At 62.2% G+C, this 17,696-nt stretch carries 15 protein-coding genes; 12 read left to right on the top strand and 3 right to left on the bottom strand.

All coding sequences use genetic code 11. The features are described 5' to 3' along the window. The first annotated feature begins 1 nt into the window (after nt 1). Both P9250_RS14030 and P9250_RS14025 read left to right on the top strand, forming a co-directional pair. Complete coding sequence (locus tag P9250_RS14030) at nt 2-574, top strand: hypothetical protein (RefSeq protein ID WP_244829310.1); 573 nt, start codon at nt 2-4, stop codon at nt 572-574. 383 nt (nt 575-957) lie between these two features. Next, nucleotides 958-1,956 carry a L,D-transpeptidase gene (locus P9250_RS14025; RefSeq protein WP_409014881.1) on the top strand — a complete coding sequence of 333 codons (999 nt, stop codon included), beginning with the start codon at nt 958-960 and terminating at the stop codon, nt 1,954-1,956. A gap of 3 nt (nt 1,957-1,959) precedes the next feature. On the opposite strand, the gene P9250_RS14020 is transcribed toward P9250_RS14025, so the two are convergent. Beyond that, entirely contained in the window at nt 1,960-2,835 is an 876-nt protein-coding gene (locus P9250_RS14020) for a DMT family transporter (protein ID WP_310393588.1), read from the bottom strand. A gap of 173 nt (nt 2,836-3,008) precedes the next feature. Between P9250_RS14020 and phnS the strand changes: the two genes are divergently transcribed. The 5 genes from phnS to P9250_RS13995 all read left to right on the top strand — a co-directional run bounded on the left by phnS (nt 3,009) and on the right by P9250_RS13995 (nt 9,896). Continuing rightward, nucleotides 3,009-4,079 (top strand): 2-aminoethylphosphonate ABC transporter substrate-binding protein, encoded by a 1,071-nt coding sequence (gene phnS / locus P9250_RS14015; protein ID WP_244829313.1) that lies wholly within the window; start codon nt 3,009-3,011, stop codon nt 4,077-4,079. Nucleotides 4,080-4,095: 16 nt separating this feature from the next. Continuing rightward, nucleotides 4,096-5,160: a 2-aminoethylphosphonate ABC transport system ATP-binding subunit PhnT gene (gene phnT / locus P9250_RS14010; RefSeq protein WP_310394158.1), complete on the top strand. Its 1,065-nt coding sequence runs from the start codon at nt 4,096-4,098 to the stop codon at nt 5,158-5,160. Beyond that, nucleotides 5,138-6,022: a 2-aminoethylphosphonate ABC transporter permease subunit gene (gene phnU / locus P9250_RS14005; RefSeq protein ID WP_310393586.1), complete on the top strand. Its 885-nt coding sequence runs from the start codon at nt 5,138-5,140 to the stop codon at nt 6,020-6,022. The genes phnT and phnU overlap by 23 nt, the downstream gene beginning before the upstream one ends. A 46-nt stretch (nt 6,023-6,068) precedes the next feature. Beyond that, nucleotides 6,069-6,848, top strand: a complete 780-nt coding sequence (phnV, locus tag P9250_RS14000) for a 2-aminoethylphosphonate ABC transport system, membrane component PhnV (RefSeq protein ID WP_310394156.1) — start codon at nt 6,069-6,071, stop codon at nt 6,846-6,848. 594 nt (nt 6,849-7,442) lie between these two features. Then, nucleotides 7,443-9,896 (top strand): glycogen/starch/alpha-glucan phosphorylase, encoded by a 2,454-nt coding sequence (locus P9250_RS13995; protein ID WP_244829319.1) that lies wholly within the window; start codon nt 7,443-7,445, stop codon nt 9,894-9,896. Nucleotides 9,897-9,962: 66 nt separating this feature from the next. On the opposite strand, the gene P9250_RS13990 is transcribed toward P9250_RS13995, so the two are convergent. Next, a complete protein-coding gene (locus P9250_RS13990; protein WP_244829320.1) occupies nt 9,963-10,367 on the bottom strand; it encodes a DUF6232 family protein in 405 nt (134 codons plus the stop codon). A gap of 182 nt (nt 10,368-10,549) precedes the next feature. Here P9250_RS13990 and P9250_RS13985 point away from each other — a divergent pair, with 182 nt between their 5' ends. The 4 genes from P9250_RS13985 (at nt 10,550) to P9250_RS13970 (ending at nt 15,808) form a co-directional block, all read left to right on the top strand. Further along, nucleotides 10,550-10,843 carry a helix-turn-helix transcriptional regulator gene (locus tag P9250_RS13985; protein ID WP_244829321.1) on the top strand — a complete coding sequence of 98 codons (294 nt, stop codon included), beginning with the start codon at nt 10,550-10,552 and terminating at the stop codon, nt 10,841-10,843. Nucleotides 10,844-10,902: 59 nt separating this feature from the next. Next, complete coding sequence (locus P9250_RS13980) at nt 10,903-11,964, top strand: alkene reductase (RefSeq protein ID WP_310393584.1); 1,062 nt, start codon at nt 10,903-10,905, stop codon at nt 11,962-11,964. A gap of 448 nt (nt 11,965-12,412) precedes the next feature. Continuing rightward, nucleotides 12,413-14,104, top strand: a complete 1,692-nt coding sequence (aspT, locus tag P9250_RS13975) for an aspartate-alanine antiporter (RefSeq protein ID WP_250493598.1) — start codon at nt 12,413-12,415, stop codon at nt 14,102-14,104. Between the two features lie 63 nt (nt 14,105-14,167). Then, nucleotides 14,168-15,808, top strand: a complete 1,641-nt coding sequence (locus P9250_RS13970) for a bifunctional aspartate transaminase/aspartate 4-decarboxylase (RefSeq protein WP_244829324.1) — start codon at nt 14,168-14,170, stop codon at nt 15,806-15,808. Nucleotides 15,809-15,889: 81 nt separating this feature from the next. On the opposite strand, the gene P9250_RS13965 is transcribed toward P9250_RS13970, so the two are convergent. Next, entirely contained in the window at nt 15,890-17,059 is a 1,170-nt protein-coding gene (locus tag P9250_RS13965) for a porin (RefSeq protein WP_250467385.1), read from the bottom strand. A 266-nt stretch (nt 17,060-17,325) separates the two neighbouring features. Here P9250_RS13965 and P9250_RS13960 point away from each other — a divergent pair, with 266 nt between their 5' ends. Continuing rightward, nucleotides 17,326-17,694, top strand: a complete 369-nt coding sequence (locus P9250_RS13960) for a nuclear transport factor 2 family protein (RefSeq protein ID WP_244829326.1) — start codon at nt 17,326-17,328, stop codon at nt 17,692-17,694. Nucleotides 17,695-17,696: the final 2 nt, after the last annotated feature.

Genomic DNA, 17,696 nt, shown 5'->3' with positions numbered 1-17,696 from the left:
CATGGATCGAAGGGATATACCCATCTTCAAGCGACGCTTCGCGCGTCACGCTTATGCGACCGCTGCCGCTCGTCCCGCGCGCGCGGCGTTTGGCGCGCTCCTGATCACGCTCAATGGCGCGCTCATGGTGTGGCCTGCAAGCTCGCGGGCGCAGCGTCCCGATTGGCTCGATCCGCATGTCACGCAGTCGACCATCGTCGAGACGATCTGCGTGCCGGGTTATGTCGATCGCGTGCTGCCGTCGTTCGAGACGCAGATGCGCCAGAAAGAAAAACTGCTCAAGCAACGTGGCATCGATGCTTCGTTCGCATCCGAATATGCGCTGGATCATCGCATGCCCGTATTGCTCGGCGGCTTGCCCAATGCGCCCGCGAATCTCGATCTGCGGCGCTGGGAAGGCCGTGCCGGACAGCGCCGCAAGGAGCGGCTCGCGGTCTATCTCAAACGCTGTGTCTGCACCGGCGACATGACGCTGAAGGATGCGCAATCGACCATGTCCGGCGACTGGCCGAACCGCTATCCGAATTTGTCCAGCATGACGTGCGGCGCGTTCTCGGGCCCATCGACGGAATGAACTTTGCTGCGCCAGATGCAACGAACGAAGCCGGTGCGCGTCTTTGCGTGCATCGGTTCTTGAATGTTCGGGGCTGGGCGATCGATATGGATCGCCAGGCTTGAGTCTGGTCAGGCAAGGCGGATTAATCAATGCATCTGGCAGGGAAAAGAGAAACAGCATTTGGCGCGAGAGCAATCGTCGTTGGAGTGGCTGCCGCGCTTGTGGCGTATGCGGGGGCGGTCGGTGCGCAGCAGGCGCGCCTTGCGTCAGAGTCCGCTTCGGCATCTTCTTCGAATGGAAGTGCGCCGTCGGGTTCGCAGCGAAGCACATCGCCTGCGAACGTGCTCCAGGGGCACGTTACGTCGACGCCCGCATCGCCGCCGTTGATTCCAGGCGCAAGCGTGCCATTGAGTACAAGCGCGCCCGAACGCGCATTGCCCGGCATGCCGGTGCCGATGAAGCCGCAAGTTGCTTCGGGAGCTTCGGAGGCGTCGACGGCCTCTGCTGCATCGGCTGCATCGACCGTGGAACCGGCATCGGCCGCGAGTGCTGCATCGGAGGCCGAGGCGCCCGAAGTCCCGCTGCCGCCCGAACCGCCCGAGCCCAACTTCGCGCAACGCCATGACCTGCCGCCCGCCGGAGCCTTCGCCATGCGGCAGACTTTCGCGAAAGAGGTGGACCGGCGTCTCAGCGTTTCCCAAGCGGATCAGCAGGCCTACGGTCGCGTGTTGCAGCATGCGCTCGATGAAAGCGGACATGGCGATCTCGCCAATGAGTTCGTCGTGCTGGTCGATCGCAGCGCGAACGTGCAGGCGCTCATGCTTTTCTTCCGCGCGAAGCCGGCCGATGCCTGGTCGCTGATCGGCGCATCGCCGGTATCGACAGGACGGCCGGGCACTTACGATCACTTCGTCACGCCGCTCGGCGTGTTTCAGCACGTGCCGGGCAACATGGATTTTCGCGCGGAAGGCACGCTCAACGAGTTCAAGATTCGAGGATACGGCGCGCGCGACATGCGCATCTACGACTTCGGCTGGGCCGATGGCGAGCGCGGCTGGGGCAAGGGCGGCATCTCGCCGATGCGCTTCCAGATGCACGCCACCGATCCGCAGAAACTCGAACCGCTTCTCGGCATGCGCCATTCGAAAGGCTGCGTGCGCATACCGTCGACGCTCAATACTTTCTTCGATCATCGCGGCATCCTCGACGCGCAATACGAAGCCCGTGCCGCCGAAGGTCAGTCGATGTGGATACTCAAGTCCACGCGTAACGCGACGTCCTGGGCGGGTCACTTTCTGGTCGTCGTCGATACGGCGAGAAAGGCGCGTCCGGCATGGTCGCCGGGTCCGGGGAAGGCGGTGCGTGCGAATATCCCGGCGGGCGCCGATACGGCCGATTGACGGTTATCTCGCCCGCGCCAGCAACACGCCCACGAGCGCCACCCCGAACCCCGCGATCTGCGCCGGCCCGAGCGTTTCGCCAAACGCCAGACAGCCTTCGATCGCGGCAAGCGGCGGCGCGAGAAACAGCAGCGCGGTGGCACGCGAGGCATCGCCACGGCGGACCATCCACACGAAAAGCGTGGTCGCGGCACCCGAGAGCATCACGATGCCCCATCCAAGCGAAACCCAAGTCGTCGCCGAAGCAATGAAGCGATGTTCCCCAAGCGCGAAAATCAGCAGTAACGCGACGAGCGCGGCGCCCGCATTCTGCAGCGCGCTCGCGCTGCGGATATCGGCGCGTGCCAGCGAGCTCTTCTGATACAGCGTGCCCGCGGTAATCGCCAGGACGGCGAGCAGCGCCGCCATGACGACGAGCCACGAAGGCGCGGCTCCGTGTGTCGGTGACGCATGACCCGTCATCACCTTCGGCGCAAGCACGAGCGCCACGCCAGTGAGCCCCAGCACGAGGCCGTTCCATGCGCGCGGCGACAGACGTTCGCCGAAGAAGCGCGCGGCAAACGCAGCGGTCAGAAGCGGTTGCAACGCGCCGAGCAGCGCCATGATGCCCGCAGTCAGCCCCTGTGCGACGGCCCAATAACCCGCGCCCAGATAAACGCCTTGCAGCAGCGCGCCTGCAAGCAGATGCCGTAGAACATCGGCGCCTTTCGGCCAGCTTGCCCGGCTTGCGAGCGCCACGACGACAAACAGCAACGCCGTGCCGCAGAAGCGCGCGAACAGGTACACGTTCGGATCGACGTATGGGGTAATCGCGCGCGCGACGATAAAGCCTGTCGACCAGAGTAGGACGAAGACCGGCGCGGCCAGCAAGGAGAGCATCGTCAATCAGGCGTTTGGCGGAAAGGCCGAAGTATGCGGATGTGCATGCACCGAGTCTTGTCCAATCCTGCACCGCTTACGGCATTCACGTGTCTGTCACACGGCTCTGCAATGCTTCGACACCAGCGCAGCACCCGAGCCGCGTCACCTTATCTCACCGGATCGATCACGAAATGACTCGCGACCTTCGCCTCGCACGCACGATGCTGCCGGCCATCGCCGCCTTGATGGCGTTTGCAACCTCGCCGGCACACGCAGCCGATGCCGTCGTCCTCTACACGGCGGACGGCCTCGAAAATCTCTACAAGGACGTGCTCCCGGCTTTCGAGAAGAAGGAAGGCGTCAAGGTCAATATCGTCACGGCGGGCAGTGGCGAAGTGGTGAACCGCGCGAGCGTCGAGAAAGATTCGCCCAAGGCGGACGTGCTCGTGACCTTGCCGCCGTTCATCCAGCAAGCATCGCAGAGCGGCTTGCTGCAGCCATATCAAAGTGTGAACTACAAGAACGTGCCGGCTATCGCCAAGGCGAACGACGGCGCGTGGGCCACCTTCGTCAACAACTACTTTTCTTTCGCCATCAATCCGGAAGTCACGAAGAGCGCGCCGAAGACCTTCGCCGATCTCTTGCATCCGAACTACTCGGGCAAGATCGCATATTCGAATCCGGCGACGGCGGGCGACGGCATGGCGGTCATCATCCTGACGTCGGCCCTGATGGGCGAAGACAAAGCGTTCGATTATCTGAAGTCGCTCGAACGAAGCGCGAAGTTCCATACCAAGGGCACGGGTTATCTCGATGTGCTGCTCTCGCGTAACGAGATCGCCTTCGCCAATGGCGACCTGCAAATGGATCTCGACGATGCCGCGAACGGCGGTCTGTCCATCAAGCCGCTTTTCCTGTCGCATCAAAACGGCGACGCGCCCACCACGTTCCAGTTGCCCTACGCAATCGGTCTTATCAAGAGCGGGCCGAATCAGGCAGCGGGCAAGAAGCTGATCGACTATCTGATGTCCGCGGAAGTGCAGTCGAAAGTGCCGGACATCTACGGCATTCCGGCGCGCACCGATGTCGCGCTCGGCGGCAAGAACGGCGAAGCGGTGAAGCAGGCAATTGCCGGCGTGAAGCTGATTCCGGTGGACTGGAACGAAGTCATGCAGAAGAAGGCTGGCTGGACCGAGCGCTGGAAGAACGAAGTGATCGGCCAGTCGGGCAAGGAGACCGAGGTCGTGAAGCCGAAGTCCTGACGTGAATACGTTTGCTCTGAGCTCGTCCGGAAATGCGCTCGCTCATGAACACGAAGCGCGATCCGGCGTGCATATCGAAGGACTCACGGTGCGCTTCGGCGCGCGCACCGTGCTCGATCAACTATCGCTGCACATCGAACGTGGCGAGTTCCTGACGGTACTCGGCAGAAGCGGCTGCGGCAAGACCACGCTGTTGCGCTTCATCGCCGGATTCATTCAGCCCGATGCCTTCGCGGGCGCGCTTTTTATCGCGGGCCGCGAACTCACGCATGTGCCGCCGCATCAACGTAATCTCGGCTTGCTGTTCCAGAGCTATGCGCTCTTTCCGCATCTTTCCGTATTCGATAACGTCGCCTTCGGCCTGCGCGCGCGCAAGCTGAAGACGGGCGAGATCGCGCGCCGCGTCGCCGATGCGCTCAAACTCGTGCAACTCGCCGATGCCGGCCACGTCATGCCCGCGCAGCTCTCGGGCGGTATGCAGCAGCGTGTGGCGCTTGCCCGCGCGCTCGTCGTCGAGCCGGATGTGCTCTTGCTCGACGAACCGCTTTCGGCGCTCGATGCCAACCTCCGCGCGTCCGTGCGCAGCGAGCTGAAGGCGTTGCACGAGCGCTTGCCGAATCTGACTATCGTTTGTGTGACGCACGATCAGGACGATGCGCTCGTGCTGTCCGACCGCACGCTTCTTATGCGCGATGGCCGTATCGCGCAACTCGGTTCGCCGCGCGAGTTGTACGACGCGCCGAACGACGGCTTCGTCGCGCGCTATCTCGGTGCCGCGAATCTGCTGCCGCCGCGCGTGGTGTATCCCGTCGGCGACGCGCGCCACGACGAACGCGAGCGGCTTGCGTGCATTCGGCCGGAGCGCTTCTCCATCGTGCCGCTCGGCGATGGGCCGTTGCACGGCACGATTGCATCGGTCGAATGGTATGGCGCGTCGCTCTCGATTTCCGTCGCGCTCGATGCGTGGCCCAACGAGCCCGTACTCGTTTCGACGCAGCGCGGCCACACGCGCATGCCGGAAAAGGGCGCGCGCGTTTCCCTGACCCTCGAGGCTGACGATGTCGTCCTTGTCCATCCCTGAAGAGGCCGCCGGGCGAGCGCAGGACGGCCAGGCGACAATCGCCGCGCGGCACGGCAAGAAGGGGCAATGGCAGTTGTGGTTGATCCTCGTGTTCGTGCTGGGGCCGCTCGTCGTCTATCCGCTCTCGCGCCTTGCCATGTTGAGCGTGACCGGGCCGCACGGCTTCACGCTGCACGCCTACACCGCGTTCTTCGGCAATCCGGAGACGCGCGGCGTGATCGGCACGACGCTCGGCATCCTCTTCGCAAGCGCAAGTCTCGCGTCATTGCTTGGCGTCGCGCTCGCGTCGATGCTTTTTTTTCGGCCGTTTCCCGGCGCGAAGCTCGTCACGCGTTTCCTCGAGTTGTTCGTGGCGTTCCCTTCGTTCCTCGTGGCATTCACGCTGATTTTTCTTTATGGCTCGCAGGGTTCGGTGAGCATCGGCTTGCAACGGCTTTTTTCGCTCGATACCCCGCCGCTCGATTTCCTCTTCGGCATCGGCGGCGTGATTCTCGCGGAGGTCGTGTTCTATGCGCCGTTCGTGGTGCGCCCGACGCTCGCTTCATACGCCATGCTCGACATGCGTCTCGTCGAGGCCGCGAAAAGTCTCGGCGCGGGCGGCTGGATGGTCGCAACCAAGGTCGTGTTGCCGCTTGCGTGGCCGGGAATCGCGGCGGGCACCATTTTGTGCTTCCTCCTGACGCTCAACGAGTTCGGCATTCTGCTCGTCTTGGGCAGCGCACATCTCATCACCTTGCCAATTGCCATTTACAGCGCGGCGACCGTCGATCTCGACTTGCCGACCGCAGCGGCGGGATCGGTCGTGATGTTGCTGATGTCGCTCTCGCTCTATGCGCTTTATCGACGCTTGCAAAGACGCTGACATGCAGCTTTCGACCTCGTTCAAACCTAGAAAGCCAGTCTCGCTGATGCGCGCGCTCGTTGCGTTCCTGGCTGCACTCGTGTGCTTCTGGCTCTTCGTGCTGCCGGTGGTCGTGGTGGCGTTGTCGAGCGTTGCGTCGCACTGGTCGGGCACGATCTTCCCCGATGGCTTCAGCACGCGCTGGTTCGGGCGCCTCGGCTCCAGCGATTTCGACGCGCTGACGACAAGCCTTTGTGTCGGCTTCGGCGTCGCGATCCTCGGCACCGCGCTGGGATTGTGGCTTGCGTTGGCGCTGGAGGGCCGTGACCGGCGCGGCCTGGGCGCATTCGTCGATGCCATTGCAATGATGCCGAACGGCGTACCGAGCGTGGTGTTGGGCCTTGCGGTACTGATTGCGTATCACAAGCGTCCGCTGGACCTGTCCGGCTCGGCGGCGATCGTCGTCATGGTGCAACTCGCGCTGGTCTTGCCATTCTGTTACCGCTGCGCGGCGGCTGCATTGCGACCGGAATTGAGGACCTTGCGCGAGGCCGCCGCGAGCCTTGGCGCGCCGCCGCGCATGGTGTTGTGGCGCGTGGTGTTACCGCAACTCGTCCCGGCGATAAGAGCGAGCCTGGCGTTGGGATTCGCGCTATCGCTCGGCGAATTGGGCGCGACATTGACGGTGTATCCGCCGGGCTTCGCGACCGTGCCGATAGTCGTGGTGGGACAGGTTAATCGAGGGTATTACTTGCCCGCATCGGCGCTATCGCTGATATTGCTGGCGGCGTCGCTGGCGGCGCTGTTGTTGATAGCGGTCCGCGCACCAAGACGAATCGATAGATGAAAACGCTACGGAAGCCGAAGCAAAGCCCAATGAAGAACTTGCCGGGCGCATCCAACGGCCGCGCTTCGCACTGGGCCGAAAGCACCAAGCGTTACACCAGTCAGACAATCTGCGAGACCAGCGAGTCCCATGAGCGCCAGGAACGGCGATTGAGCAAGGCCGACACTTAGGCGCGTGCCGGCGTAGAACTCAGTCCTGACCACGCGCCCGATCAGCGGGCAAGACGAAGGCTGCTTTCTTCGGCGACTTTTATTGCAGCAACAAAAGAAGTTACTCGCGCCGGGGAGGCGGCTAGTGAACAAGACTGCAAGAGGAGATAGCAAATTACCCGTCGCAGGGGCGGCGACTGATTGAAACCGCAGGCCAAGAAAGCAAATTCCTCGAACCGGCAAGATCAACCGCCCACGGAAAATCAGGCGTCAGCGACCCACCGCATGTCATACCAAAAAAAATAAAACTGGCGTAACCTGCACCTTCAGGCCACGACCGCAACCCGCGCGAACAGGGAGCCAGCCAAGCCGCAGGCCAAAAAAGCACTGAACTCCCACCACGCTTTCGCTGTCGTTGCATATGTTGCAAATACCGGAGGTTTCGATGACATCCGTCGATCTGGAATTCGACCAGCTCAACAGCAGTGTCGATGCGCTACGGCGCTCCATCTCGAATCGCCTGATGTACGGCGTCGGCAAGGACGCGGTTACCGCGCAGCCGCGCGACTGGCTCAATGCCGTGGAGCTCGCCGTGCGCGACCGCCTCGTCGCACGCTGGATGCGCACCACACGGCAACAATACGAACAGGACGTGAAGCGCGTCTATTACTTGTCGATGGAATTTCTCATCGGCAGAACCTTCACCAACGCGCTGCTTGCCCTCGGCATTCATGACGAAGTCCGCGAAGCATTATCGGGCCTCGGCATCGATCTCGCCTCGCTCGAAGACCTCGAACCGGATGCCGCGCTCGGCAACGGCGGCCTTGGCCGGCTCGCAGCCTGTTTCCTCGATTCGATGGCGACGGTCGGCGTGCCCGGTTTCGGCTACGGCATTCGCTACGAGTACGGGATGTTCCGGCAGACCATCGTCGATGGCAATCAGGTCGAAATGCCCGATTACTGGCTGCGCGCGGGCAACCCGTGGGAGTTTCCGCGCCCCGAGGTGACGTACACGGTGCACTTCGGCGGGCGCACGGTGCAGCACGACGATCGTACCGACTGGATCGATACCGAGCACGTCAACGCGATGGCCTACGACACGGTCATTCCCGGCTACGCCACCACCGCGACGAATACGCTGCGCCTGTGGTCGGCGCGCGCCACCGACGAGTTCGATCTCTCCGCGTTCAATCAGGGCGACTATCGGCGCGCGGTCGAAGCGAAGAACACGTCGGAGCACGTCTCGCGCTTGCTGTATCCGGATGACTCGACGCAAGCCGGCCGCGAATTGCGTCTGCGTCAGGAATACTTTTTCGTCTCCGCGACGATGCAGGATCTGATCCGCCGCTATCAGCGCACGCATACGCATTTCGGGCGTCTCGCGGAAAAGGTCGCGGTGCATCTGAACGACACGCACCCCGTGCTCGCCATCCCCGAACTCATGCGCCTGCTCGTGGACCGTCACGGCGTGCCGTGGGACAAGGCGTGGAAACTGATTCAGCAGATGTTCTCCTACACGAATCACACGTTGATGCCCGAAGCGCTCGAAACGTGGGATGTCGAAATGTTGTCGCGTCTGTTGCCGCGGCATCTGGAGATCATCTTCGAGATCAACGCGCAGTTTCTGAAGCAAGTGACCGAGAAGTTCGGCCGCGACGTGGAACTGATCCGCCGCATTTCGCTCGTCGATGAATACGGCCAGCGGCGCGTGCGGATGGCGCATCTGGCGATCGTCGCGAGTCACAAGGTGAATGGCGTCTCGAAGCTGCATTCGCAACTGATGACGCAGAACATTTTCGCCGACTTCGCGCGCATGTACCCGGAGCGCTTCACCAATGTGACGAACGGCATTACGCCGCGTCGCTGGCTCGCGCAAGCGAGTCCGTCGCTGTCATCGCTCATCGACAAGCGGCTTGGACCGCGCTGGCGCAGCGACTTGTTCGAACTCGGCCGGCTGCGCGAATGGCGCGACGACCCCGAGTTCCAGAAGGCGTTTCAGGACGCGAAGTTCGCCAACAAGCTGCGCCTCGTCGAGCGCGCCAAACGCGAAGCCAACGCGATCATCAATCCCGAAGCGCTGTTCGACTTGCAGGTGAAGCGCATCCACGAATACAAGCGGCAGTTGCTCAACATCTTGTATACGATCGTGCGCTACAACCGTATTCGCGAGAATCCCGAGCAGGACTGGACGCCGCGTGTGGTCATGTTCGCGGGCAAGGCGGCTTCGGCCTACAAGATGGCGAAGAGCATCATCAAGCTCATCAACGATGTCGCGAAGAAAATCAACGCGGACCCGCTCGTCGGCGACAGGCTCAAGGTAGGCTTCGTCCCGAACTACGGCGTGAGCGTGGCGGAGCTCATCATTCCCGCCGCGAACTTATCGCAGCAGATTTCGATGGCCGGCACCGAGGCATCGGGCACCGGCAACATGAAGCTTGCGTTGAACGGCGCGCTGACCATCGGCACGCTGGATGGCGCGAACATCGAAATTTGCGACGCGGTGGGCCGCGAAAACATCTTCATCTTCGGCAACACGACCGACGAGATCGAAACGCTGCGGGCGGCGGGCTACAGGCCACGGCAAATCTACGAGGACAATCCGGAGCTCAAGGTGGCGCTGGACCAGATTCGCCTCGGACACTTCTCGCCGGAAGAGCCGCACCGTTTCTACGACATCTTTCATACGCTCGTGGATTGGGGCGATCACTACATGGTGCTCGCGGACTTCGACAGCTTCGACAAGACGCAAACCGAGGTCGATCTCAAGTACCGAGACAAGGAAGCGTGGACGAAGAGCGCGATCGAGAACGTCGCCGGAATGGGGATATTCTCATCAGACCGGACCATCGCGGAATATGCCCGCGATATCTGGCACGTCGAGCCGCTGAATCTGACTTGACGATGGCTTGAACTGAAGTAAGTGCCGCGCGCGGGTACGTCCCGCGCGTGTTCTTTAGTAGCGGCGTCAGGCTTGCGGCTTTGCGGCCGCTGTCTGCGCATGTTTCGCGACCGCGTCGCCGACCAGCGCGGCCACGCGATCCGCAAATTCCTCGTCTTTCGTGATGATGACTTCGCGCTCGCCTTCGGGCGTTGCGACCATCAATTGATAGATCACGTCCTGCGTGATCCACGACAGATAGCCGACCACGGCCACCATGATGCCGAGTACGAGCGCCGGCCCCGAACCCGTTGCGATGCCCACGCCGATTCCCGCGAGCCCGATCAGCGCAAGGATGATCGGCAGCGGCTTCTTGCGCGATATCTTCACGACCCGCGCGGCGCGCAGATCGCGCAGCGGAATCAACTGGCCCGAGGCCGACAGGCCGACGCGCGAGAGCGTGACGCCGCGTTCGTTGAACGGTGTATCCATATGCAATTGAGATCGAAAATTGACGGCAGCTAAACCGGGCAGATTACCAGACCGCGCGCCGCGATGACACGCATCGCATTGACGAAACGCATGTGGACGCTTGCGTATCGGATATTTCCGATATATGATTCGTTTTAAGACGATGCGGCGAAGCTTCCGCCGTCGGACGAACGAGCAACGAAATGGACATCGACGCAATTCACAAGGCCCTTGCCAACCCGCTTCGCCGCGAGATTCTCGAGTGGCTGAAGACGCCGGAGCTGCACTTTCCCGAACAGGAATTGCCGCACCTGCATGGCGTGTGCGCGGGGCAAATCGATGGGCGCTGCGGCATGTCGCAGTCCACCGTTTCGGCGCATCTCTCGACCTTGCAAAAAGCCGGGCTCGTCACCACGAAGCGCGTGGGGCAATGGGTGTTCTTCAAGCGCGACGAAACGGTCATACAGGCGTTTCGCGATTCCATCGGGAATCTCTGAGCGCGGCAGCCCTTTCCACGGCGAACCTTCTTTACATTTCTTCAGGATACCTTACATCTATGCCGACTCTTTTCGATCCGCTCAAAGTAGGCGCGTTGGCGCTCAAGAACCGCATCATCATGGCGCCGCTCACGCGGCAACGTGCAGGCGTGGAACGCGTGCCTAACGCGTTGATGGCGCAGTATTACGCCGACCGCGCATCGGCTGGTCTCATCTTGAGCGAAGCCACCTCGGTCACGCCGCAAGGCTTGGGCTACGCGGATACCCCCGGCATCTGGTCGGACGAACAAGTCGAAGGCTGGAAGCTCGTGACGCACGCCGTGCACGAAGCGGGCGGCAAGATCTTCCTGCAACTGTGGCACGTCGGCCGTATTTCGGACCCCATCTTCCTGAACGGCGAACTGCCGGTTGCGCCGAGCGCGATTGCAGCAAGCGGACACGTGAGCCTCGTGCGCCCGCAGCGTCCGTTCGTGACGCCGCGCGCACTGGAACTCGATGAAATCGAAGGCGTGGTCGCGGCTTATCGCAAGGGCGCGGAAAACGCGAAGCGCGCGGGCTTCGACGGCGTGGAAGTGCATGGCGCGAACGGCTACCTGCTCGACCAGTTCCTGCAGGACAGCACCAACAAGCGTACCGACGAATACGGCGGCGCAATCGAAAACCGCGCGCGTCTCATGCTCGAAGTGGTCGATCAATGTATCGACGTATGGGGCGCGGATCGCGTGGGCGTGCATCTGGCGCCGCGCGCCGATTCGCACAGCATGGGCGACAGCGACCGCGCCGCGACTTTCGGTTACGTCGCGCGCGAACTCGGCAAGCGCAACGTGGCGTTCATCGCCGCGCGCGAGTCGGAAGGCGCCGACAGTCTCGGGCCGCAACTGAAGAAGGCGTTTGGCGGCGTGTACATCGCCAACGAAGGCTTCACCAAGCAAAGCGCGGAAGCGGCAATCGAGCGCGGCGACGCCGACGCGGTCGCGTGGGGCAAGCCGTTCATCGCGAATGCGGATCTCGTGCGACGCTTCGAACTCGACGCGCCGCTCAACGCGCCGGACACCTCGACGTTCTATTCGGCAGGCGCGACGGGCTATACGGATTATCCGTTGCTCGAAACCACCGAGTAAGTTGCAACGCGTCGGACAGAACGCAGCAAGCATTTCGGTTCCATGGAAACAGCGGCTTCGGCCGCTGTTTTTTTTTTCGTCCGCACGATCGGCCGGGGACGGTTCGAATCGACTCGTGCAACGCCCGCAACGAGCAGGAGGGGCCTCCGAAACTATCGTTTTTTAGTTCAACTGCGTGGCAAAAATAGTGTATTGCTAGGCATCAGACAGCCGTGTTGAAGCCTCTTTTTTCGCCGTGACGCATGCGCCAATTCTCTGTGCGTCATCCGTTTGCAGATCGCGATTCGTGCCCATGAACCGTTCGATGCAACTCGATTTTCTCTCGCAAGCACTCGCCCGTATTGCGGCAACGGGGAGCGCATCGTTGCAAATCATTCGTTTTCCTTCATTCCTTCCTTGCCCAAGAAGCATGTAACGGTCGCGGGGCTGATCCCCGAGAGGAGTGCACATGTCCTGGTTCACAGCAACGCTGCACAGCTATCCCGAGATAGCCATCTTTCTTTCGCTGGGTATCGGTTATTGGTTCGGCGGCAAGAGCTTCAAGGGCTTCAGCCTCGGCGCGGTAACGTCTACCTTGCTGGCCGCCATCGCGATCGGGCAGCTCGGCATCACCATTTCGCCGAACGTCAAATCCGTCTTCTTCCTGATGTTCCTGTTCGCGGTCGGTTACGGCGTGGGTCCGCAGTTCGTGCGCGGCATCGCCAAGGACGGCTTGCCGCAGGCCATCTTCTCCGTCATTCAGTCCGTGCTGTGCCTCGCCTTTCCTTATCTCGCGGCGAAACTTGCTGGGTACGACGTCGGTTCGGCGGCGGGACTTTTCGCGGGATCGCAGACCATCTCCGCTTCGATGGGCCTCGCCACCGACGCCATCAACCGGCTCGGCCTGGCGCCGAACGACGCCAAGGTATTGCTCGACGCGATGCCGACCGCCTACGCCGTCACGTACATCTACGGCACGATCGGTTCGGCGATGATCCTTGCGCTGCTCGGGCCGAAGCTGCTCAACATCGACCTCGTGGCAGCCTGCCAGCAGTACGAGAAAGAGATGGGCGGCAGCGGCGAACTGGGCGGCGCGGGCAGCGGCTGGCATCAGTTCGCGCTTCGCGCGTATCGCATTGGCGAAGAGGGGCGTGTGGTCGGCATGAAGGTCGGGGAAGCGGAGGCGCTCGAACCCGCAGGCGTGCGGCTTTTCATCGAACGAATCCGGCGTGGCGGGACGATTCAAGAAGCCAAGGTCGACGACGTCCTGCTAGCGGGCGATGTCGTCGCCGTCGTCGGACGACGCGAGCATCTCGTGAATCTGCTGGGCGGCGTGGCGACCGAAGTGGACGATGCCGAACTGCTCGCCGTGCCGGTGGAAGGCGTCGATGTCTACGTGACGAGCAAGGCCGTCGACGGCAAGACGCTGGAGGAACTCTCGCAGTTGCCCGGCGCGCGCGGCGTGTTCCTGCGCAAGATCAAGCGCGGCGCGACCGAAACGGCCATCCCCGTGTTGCCGAGCACCAAGCTGCATCGCGGTGACACCATCACGCTCGTCGGCCGCACGCAGGACACGTCGGCCGTGGCGAAAGCGGTCGGCGTGATCGACCGTCCGACCGATGCCGCCGACATGGCCTTCGTCGGCCTCGCGATCACGCTGGGTGCGCTGATCGGCGCAGTCGTGATCCGCTTCGGCGCGATTCCCATCACCTTGTCCACGGCGGGCGGCGCGCTGATCGCGGGCATCGTGTTCGGCTGGCTGCGCGCGATCCATCCGACCTTCGGCCGCATTCCGGGGCCCACCATCTGGTTCATGAATTCGGTCGGGCTGAACGTGTTCATCGCGGTGGTCGGCATCTCGGCGGGACCGGGCTTCGTCGCGGGTCTGCAGAAGCTCGGCGTGAGCCTCTTTCTGTGGGGCATCTTCGCGTCGTCGGTGCCGCTCATCATCGGCATGTATATCGCCAAGTACGTGTTCAAGTTTCACCCGGCGCTGTTGCTCGGCATCTGCGCGGGCGCGCGCACGACCACGGCGGCGCTCGGCATGCTTTGCGATGCCGCGAAGAGCCAGGTGCCGGGTCTTGGTTATACGGTGACTTATGCCGTCGGCAATACGCTGCTCACGATCTGGGGCATGGTGATCGTGATGTTGCTGACATGATGCTCGAGCCTTTCGTGCTTCCGTTGTTCAACTCTACGTATCTTTTGCCAGTGGGGGTGTCGGATGTCCAAATCCTCTAAGTCGGGTTCCGACGATCAGGCCGCAATGGCGGCGCTCAGTCCGTTCGAACTAAAGGACGAACTCATCAAGGCGGCCGGCGGCGGCGCGGTCGAGCGTCCCGCCAATTTGTCGATGCTCAACGCGGGTCGCGGCAATCCGAACTTTCTCGCGACGATTCCGCGTCACGGTTTCTGGCAGCTGGGCCTCTTCGCCATGCGCGAATCCGAGCGCTCGTTCGCATATATGCCCGAAGGCGTGGGTGGCTTTCCGAAGCACGAAGGCCTTGAAGAACGCTTCGAGATCTTCGCGCGCGACCACAAGGGAACGCCCGGCATCAGCTTTCTGGTGGGCGCGGTGTCTTACGTGCGCGACCAGCTCGGACTGAACGCAGCCGACTTTCTCTACGAGATGTGCGAAGGCATTCTCGCTTCGAACTATCCCGTGCCCGACCGCATGCTGAAACTGTCGGAGGTCATCGTCGGGCAGTATCTGCGGCGCGAGATGATCGGCAAGCACCCGTTCGTCGGCGACTTCGACATCTTCGCGGTCGAAGGCGGCACGGCGGCGATGACGTATATCTTCAACACGATGCGCGAGAACTTCCTGATCAAGGAAGGCGACACGATCGCGCTCGGCACGCCGATCTTCACGCCGTACATCGAGATCCCGCGCCTGAACGATTACAAGCTCAACGTCGTGAATCTCGAGGCCACGGTTGAAAACGGCTGGCAATACTCGAAGCAGGAACTCGACAAGCTGCGCGACCCGAAGGTGAAGGCGTTCTTCCTCGTCAACCCGAGCAATCCGCCATCGGTAAAGATGGATGCCGAGAGTCTCGAATATATCGCGGAGATCGTTAAGGAACGGCCAGACCTGATTCTCCTGACCGACGATGTCTACGGCACCTTTGCGGACGACTTCGTCTCGCTCTTTGCGCTGTGTCCGAAAAACACGATCCTCGTATATTCCTATTCGAAATATTTTGGCGCGACGGGTTGGCGGCTCGGGACCATCGCGACGCATCGGCATAATATTTTCGACGATCAGCTCGCCGCGCTGCCGAAAGACCAGCGAGCCATCCTGCATGAACGCTACGAATCCATCACGACGGAGCCGGACAAGCTGAAGTTCATCGACCGGCTGGTGGCCGACAGCCGCACGGTCGCGCTGAATCACACGGCGGGGCTATCCACGCCGCAGCAAGTGCAGATGGTGCTGTTCTCGCTCTTCTCGCTGATGGACACGCCCGACGCCTACAAGAGCGCGCTCAAACGGTTGATTCGCAATCGCAAACGCGCGTTGTATCGGGAAATCGGCATCGCGCTCGAAGACGAGGACGAAAATCAGGTCGATTACTACGCGATCCTCGACCTCGAATACATGGGCGAGAAGTCGCACGGCCGCGAGTTCGTCGATTGGGTGCTCAAGAACACCAAGCCTTCGGACTTGCTCTTCCAGCTGGCGAGGGAAGCGCGCGTCGTGTTGCTGCCAGGACGCGGCTTCGGCACGCAGCATCCTTCGGGACGCGTGTCGCTTGCGAATCTCAACGAGAGCGACTACATGCAGATTGGCCGCGCCATCCGCAAGCTGATGGACTCGTATGTCGAGCGCTTCAACAAGGAGACGGGCAAGAAGAGCAAATAGGCGCACGCATGATGCGACAAGGGCCGCTCGTTCGACCGAGCGGCCCTTTTTTGCGCCTTGTTTTACCGTAACGGGCAGCGCTTAGAACTTGTGACGCACGCCCAGACGGAACGCGAGCTGGTTGTTCGAACCCGTGCCCGACGTACCGAAGTAGCTCGTCGACGAACCGATCTGCGCCTGATTCTCGACGCCGCGATTCGAACCCGAAGCACGCTGATAGATGCCGAGCGCGTACACGTCCGTGCGCTTGCTCAATGCGTAGTCGAAGCTTGCATCGATCTGATGCCAGTGACCTTCCACGCCATCGGTCACGTCCATGTAGGTGTAGCCGAGCGCCGCCGTGATCGCGGACGTGAAGGCGTACTTGCCGCCGATGTCGAACGCATTGAGCTTCGAACTCGCGCCGGTGATCGGTTCGAAGCGCGTGTTGGTCCAGAGGCCGAACACGGTCGCGGCGCCGAATGCATAGTTCGCGCCGATGCCGAACGTGCGCAGGTCCTTCGTGCCGCCAGTCGCGAGGTTCGCGAGCGCCGTGCTGAACGCGGGCGTCGCCGCGCCCGGATAGTGGATGTCGGTATAAGCCGCGCCCACGCCGACCGGACCGGCCTTGTAGTTCACACCGAAGCTGTAGGCACGCGACGAACCGGCGGTGGTCACGCCGCCCGCGGTCGTCGTCGGTGTGCCCGCAAAGGCGCCTGCCTGATTCGAGAAGCCGTACATCGCGCCGAACGTCACGCCATAAAAGCTCGCGCTGCTGAACTTGACCGAGTTGTTGATGCGGCTCGACGTGAGTTGATCGACGTCGTTGATGTGATAGCCATAGTTGCCCGCGACCGTCTGGCCGCCGATGGAGTAGGCGGAGCCGAGGTAATCGGTCGAGAACGTGTACTGACGGCCGAGCGTGACCGAGCCAATGTCGTTCTTCGCAAGACCGACATACGCCTGGCGGCCGAATTCCGCGCCGCCCTGGCCGAGCGCGCCGGTGCCGCTGTTGAAGCCGTTTTCCAACGTGAAGATCGCCTTGAGGCCGCCGCCGAGGTCTTCGGCGCCTTTCAGGCCCCATCGGCTGCCCTGGGCCACGCCGTCGTCGTACTTGAAGTTGTGATCGCTGCCGCCAGTGACGGCGCTGTGGTTCACGTAGCTGACGCCTGCATCGATGATGCCGTACAGCGTGACGCTGCTCTGCGCATGAGCGGAAGTGGCGAAGGCGAAGGCGGCGAGGGCGGCGGTTGCCAGAAGGTTCTTCTTCAAAACGTGCTCCGGGATGAGTTCGCGGGTGTGGTGTGTGATCGTGCGTGTTCGTCGATGTCGCGCTGCGTTCTGCTGACGCTCGGTGCAACGGGCGCAAATGTAGCGGCCGCTGACTAAAGAAATGTGACAGCGCTTTCGGATGGCTTGCGGTGTGTCGCGGCTGCAACAGCGCTAGCGCGGCGACGGCGTTTCATGCGTGCGTCCGCTTGCGCGAGACGCGCGGTATCCTCGCGACTCCGCCCCATGACGGCCAAGCGAGAAACAAAATGGACGAACACGGAATCCGCGAACTGGAAGAACGCCTGAAGCAGGCGATGATGGCGTCGGACGTGACTGCGCTTGACGCGCTCCTGGCCGACGACCTGACTTTCGTCGATGCCACCGGAAAGATTTGGAGCAAGGCCGATGACCTGAACGGGCATCGGCATGGCATGCAGCGCATCGACAAGCTGGAGGTGGTGGAGCAGAGCGTGCGCGTGTACGGCGCGTTTGCCGTGACCGTCACGCGCGTCGCGCTTGCCGGGACATTCGGCGGCGCGCCGTTCGCGGGCAGCTTGCGCTACACGCGAACGTGGGGCGAGACCGCGAACGGCTGGCGCATCGTCGCGGCGCAGTGCGGTCTCATTCCGTTCTGACG

Origin of the sequence: Caballeronia sp. LP006 (assembly GCF_031450995.1) — a bacterium.
Taxonomy (GTDB): domain Bacteria; phylum Pseudomonadota; class Gammaproteobacteria; order Burkholderiales; family Burkholderiaceae; genus Caballeronia.
Note: the sequence above shows the minus strand (reverse complement) of the source record. Positions and strands in the feature narration are given on the sequence as shown.

Bases quoted from the DNA above. Each gene is read 5' to 3' on its own strand.
- P9250_RS13970 (WP_244829324.1), top strand. From the start codon at position 14,168: ATGTCCAAATCCTCTAAGTCGGGTTCCGACGATCAGGCCGCAATGGCG.
- P9250_RS13985 (WP_244829321.1), top strand. From the start codon at position 10,550: ATGGACATCGACGCAATTCACAAGGCCCTTGCCAACCCGCTTCGCCGC.
- phnV (WP_310394156.1), top strand. From the start codon at position 6,069: ATGCGCGCGCTCGTTGCGTTCCTGGCTGCACTCGTGTGCTTCTGGCTC.
- aspT (WP_250493598.1), top strand. From the start codon at position 12,413: ATGTCCTGGTTCACAGCAACGCTGCACAGCTATCCCGAGATAGCCATC.
- P9250_RS13980 (WP_310393584.1), top strand. From the start codon at position 10,903: ATGCCGACTCTTTTCGATCCGCTCAAAGTAGGCGCGTTGGCGCTCAAG.
- phnU (WP_310393586.1), top strand. From the start codon at position 5,138: ATGTCGTCCTTGTCCATCCCTGAAGAGGCCGCCGGGCGAGCGCAGGAC.
- P9250_RS13995 (WP_244829319.1), top strand. From the start codon at position 7,443: ATGACATCCGTCGATCTGGAATTCGACCAGCTCAACAGCAGTGTCGAT.
- P9250_RS14030 (WP_244829310.1), top strand. From the start codon at position 2: ATGGATCGAAGGGATATACCCATCTTCAAGCGACGCTTCGCGCGTCAC.
- P9250_RS13960 (WP_244829326.1), top strand. From the start codon at position 17,326: ATGGACGAACACGGAATCCGCGAACTGGAAGAACGCCTGAAGCAGGCG.
- P9250_RS14020 (WP_310393588.1), bottom strand. From the start codon at position 2,835: ATGCTCTCCTTGCTGGCCGCGCCGGTCTTCGTCCTACTCTGGTCGACA.
- phnS (WP_244829313.1), top strand. From the start codon at position 3,009: ATGACTCGCGACCTTCGCCTCGCACGCACGATGCTGCCGGCCATCGCC.
- P9250_RS13990 (WP_244829320.1), bottom strand. From the start codon at position 10,367: ATGGATACACCGTTCAACGAACGCGGCGTCACGCTCTCGCGCGTCGGC.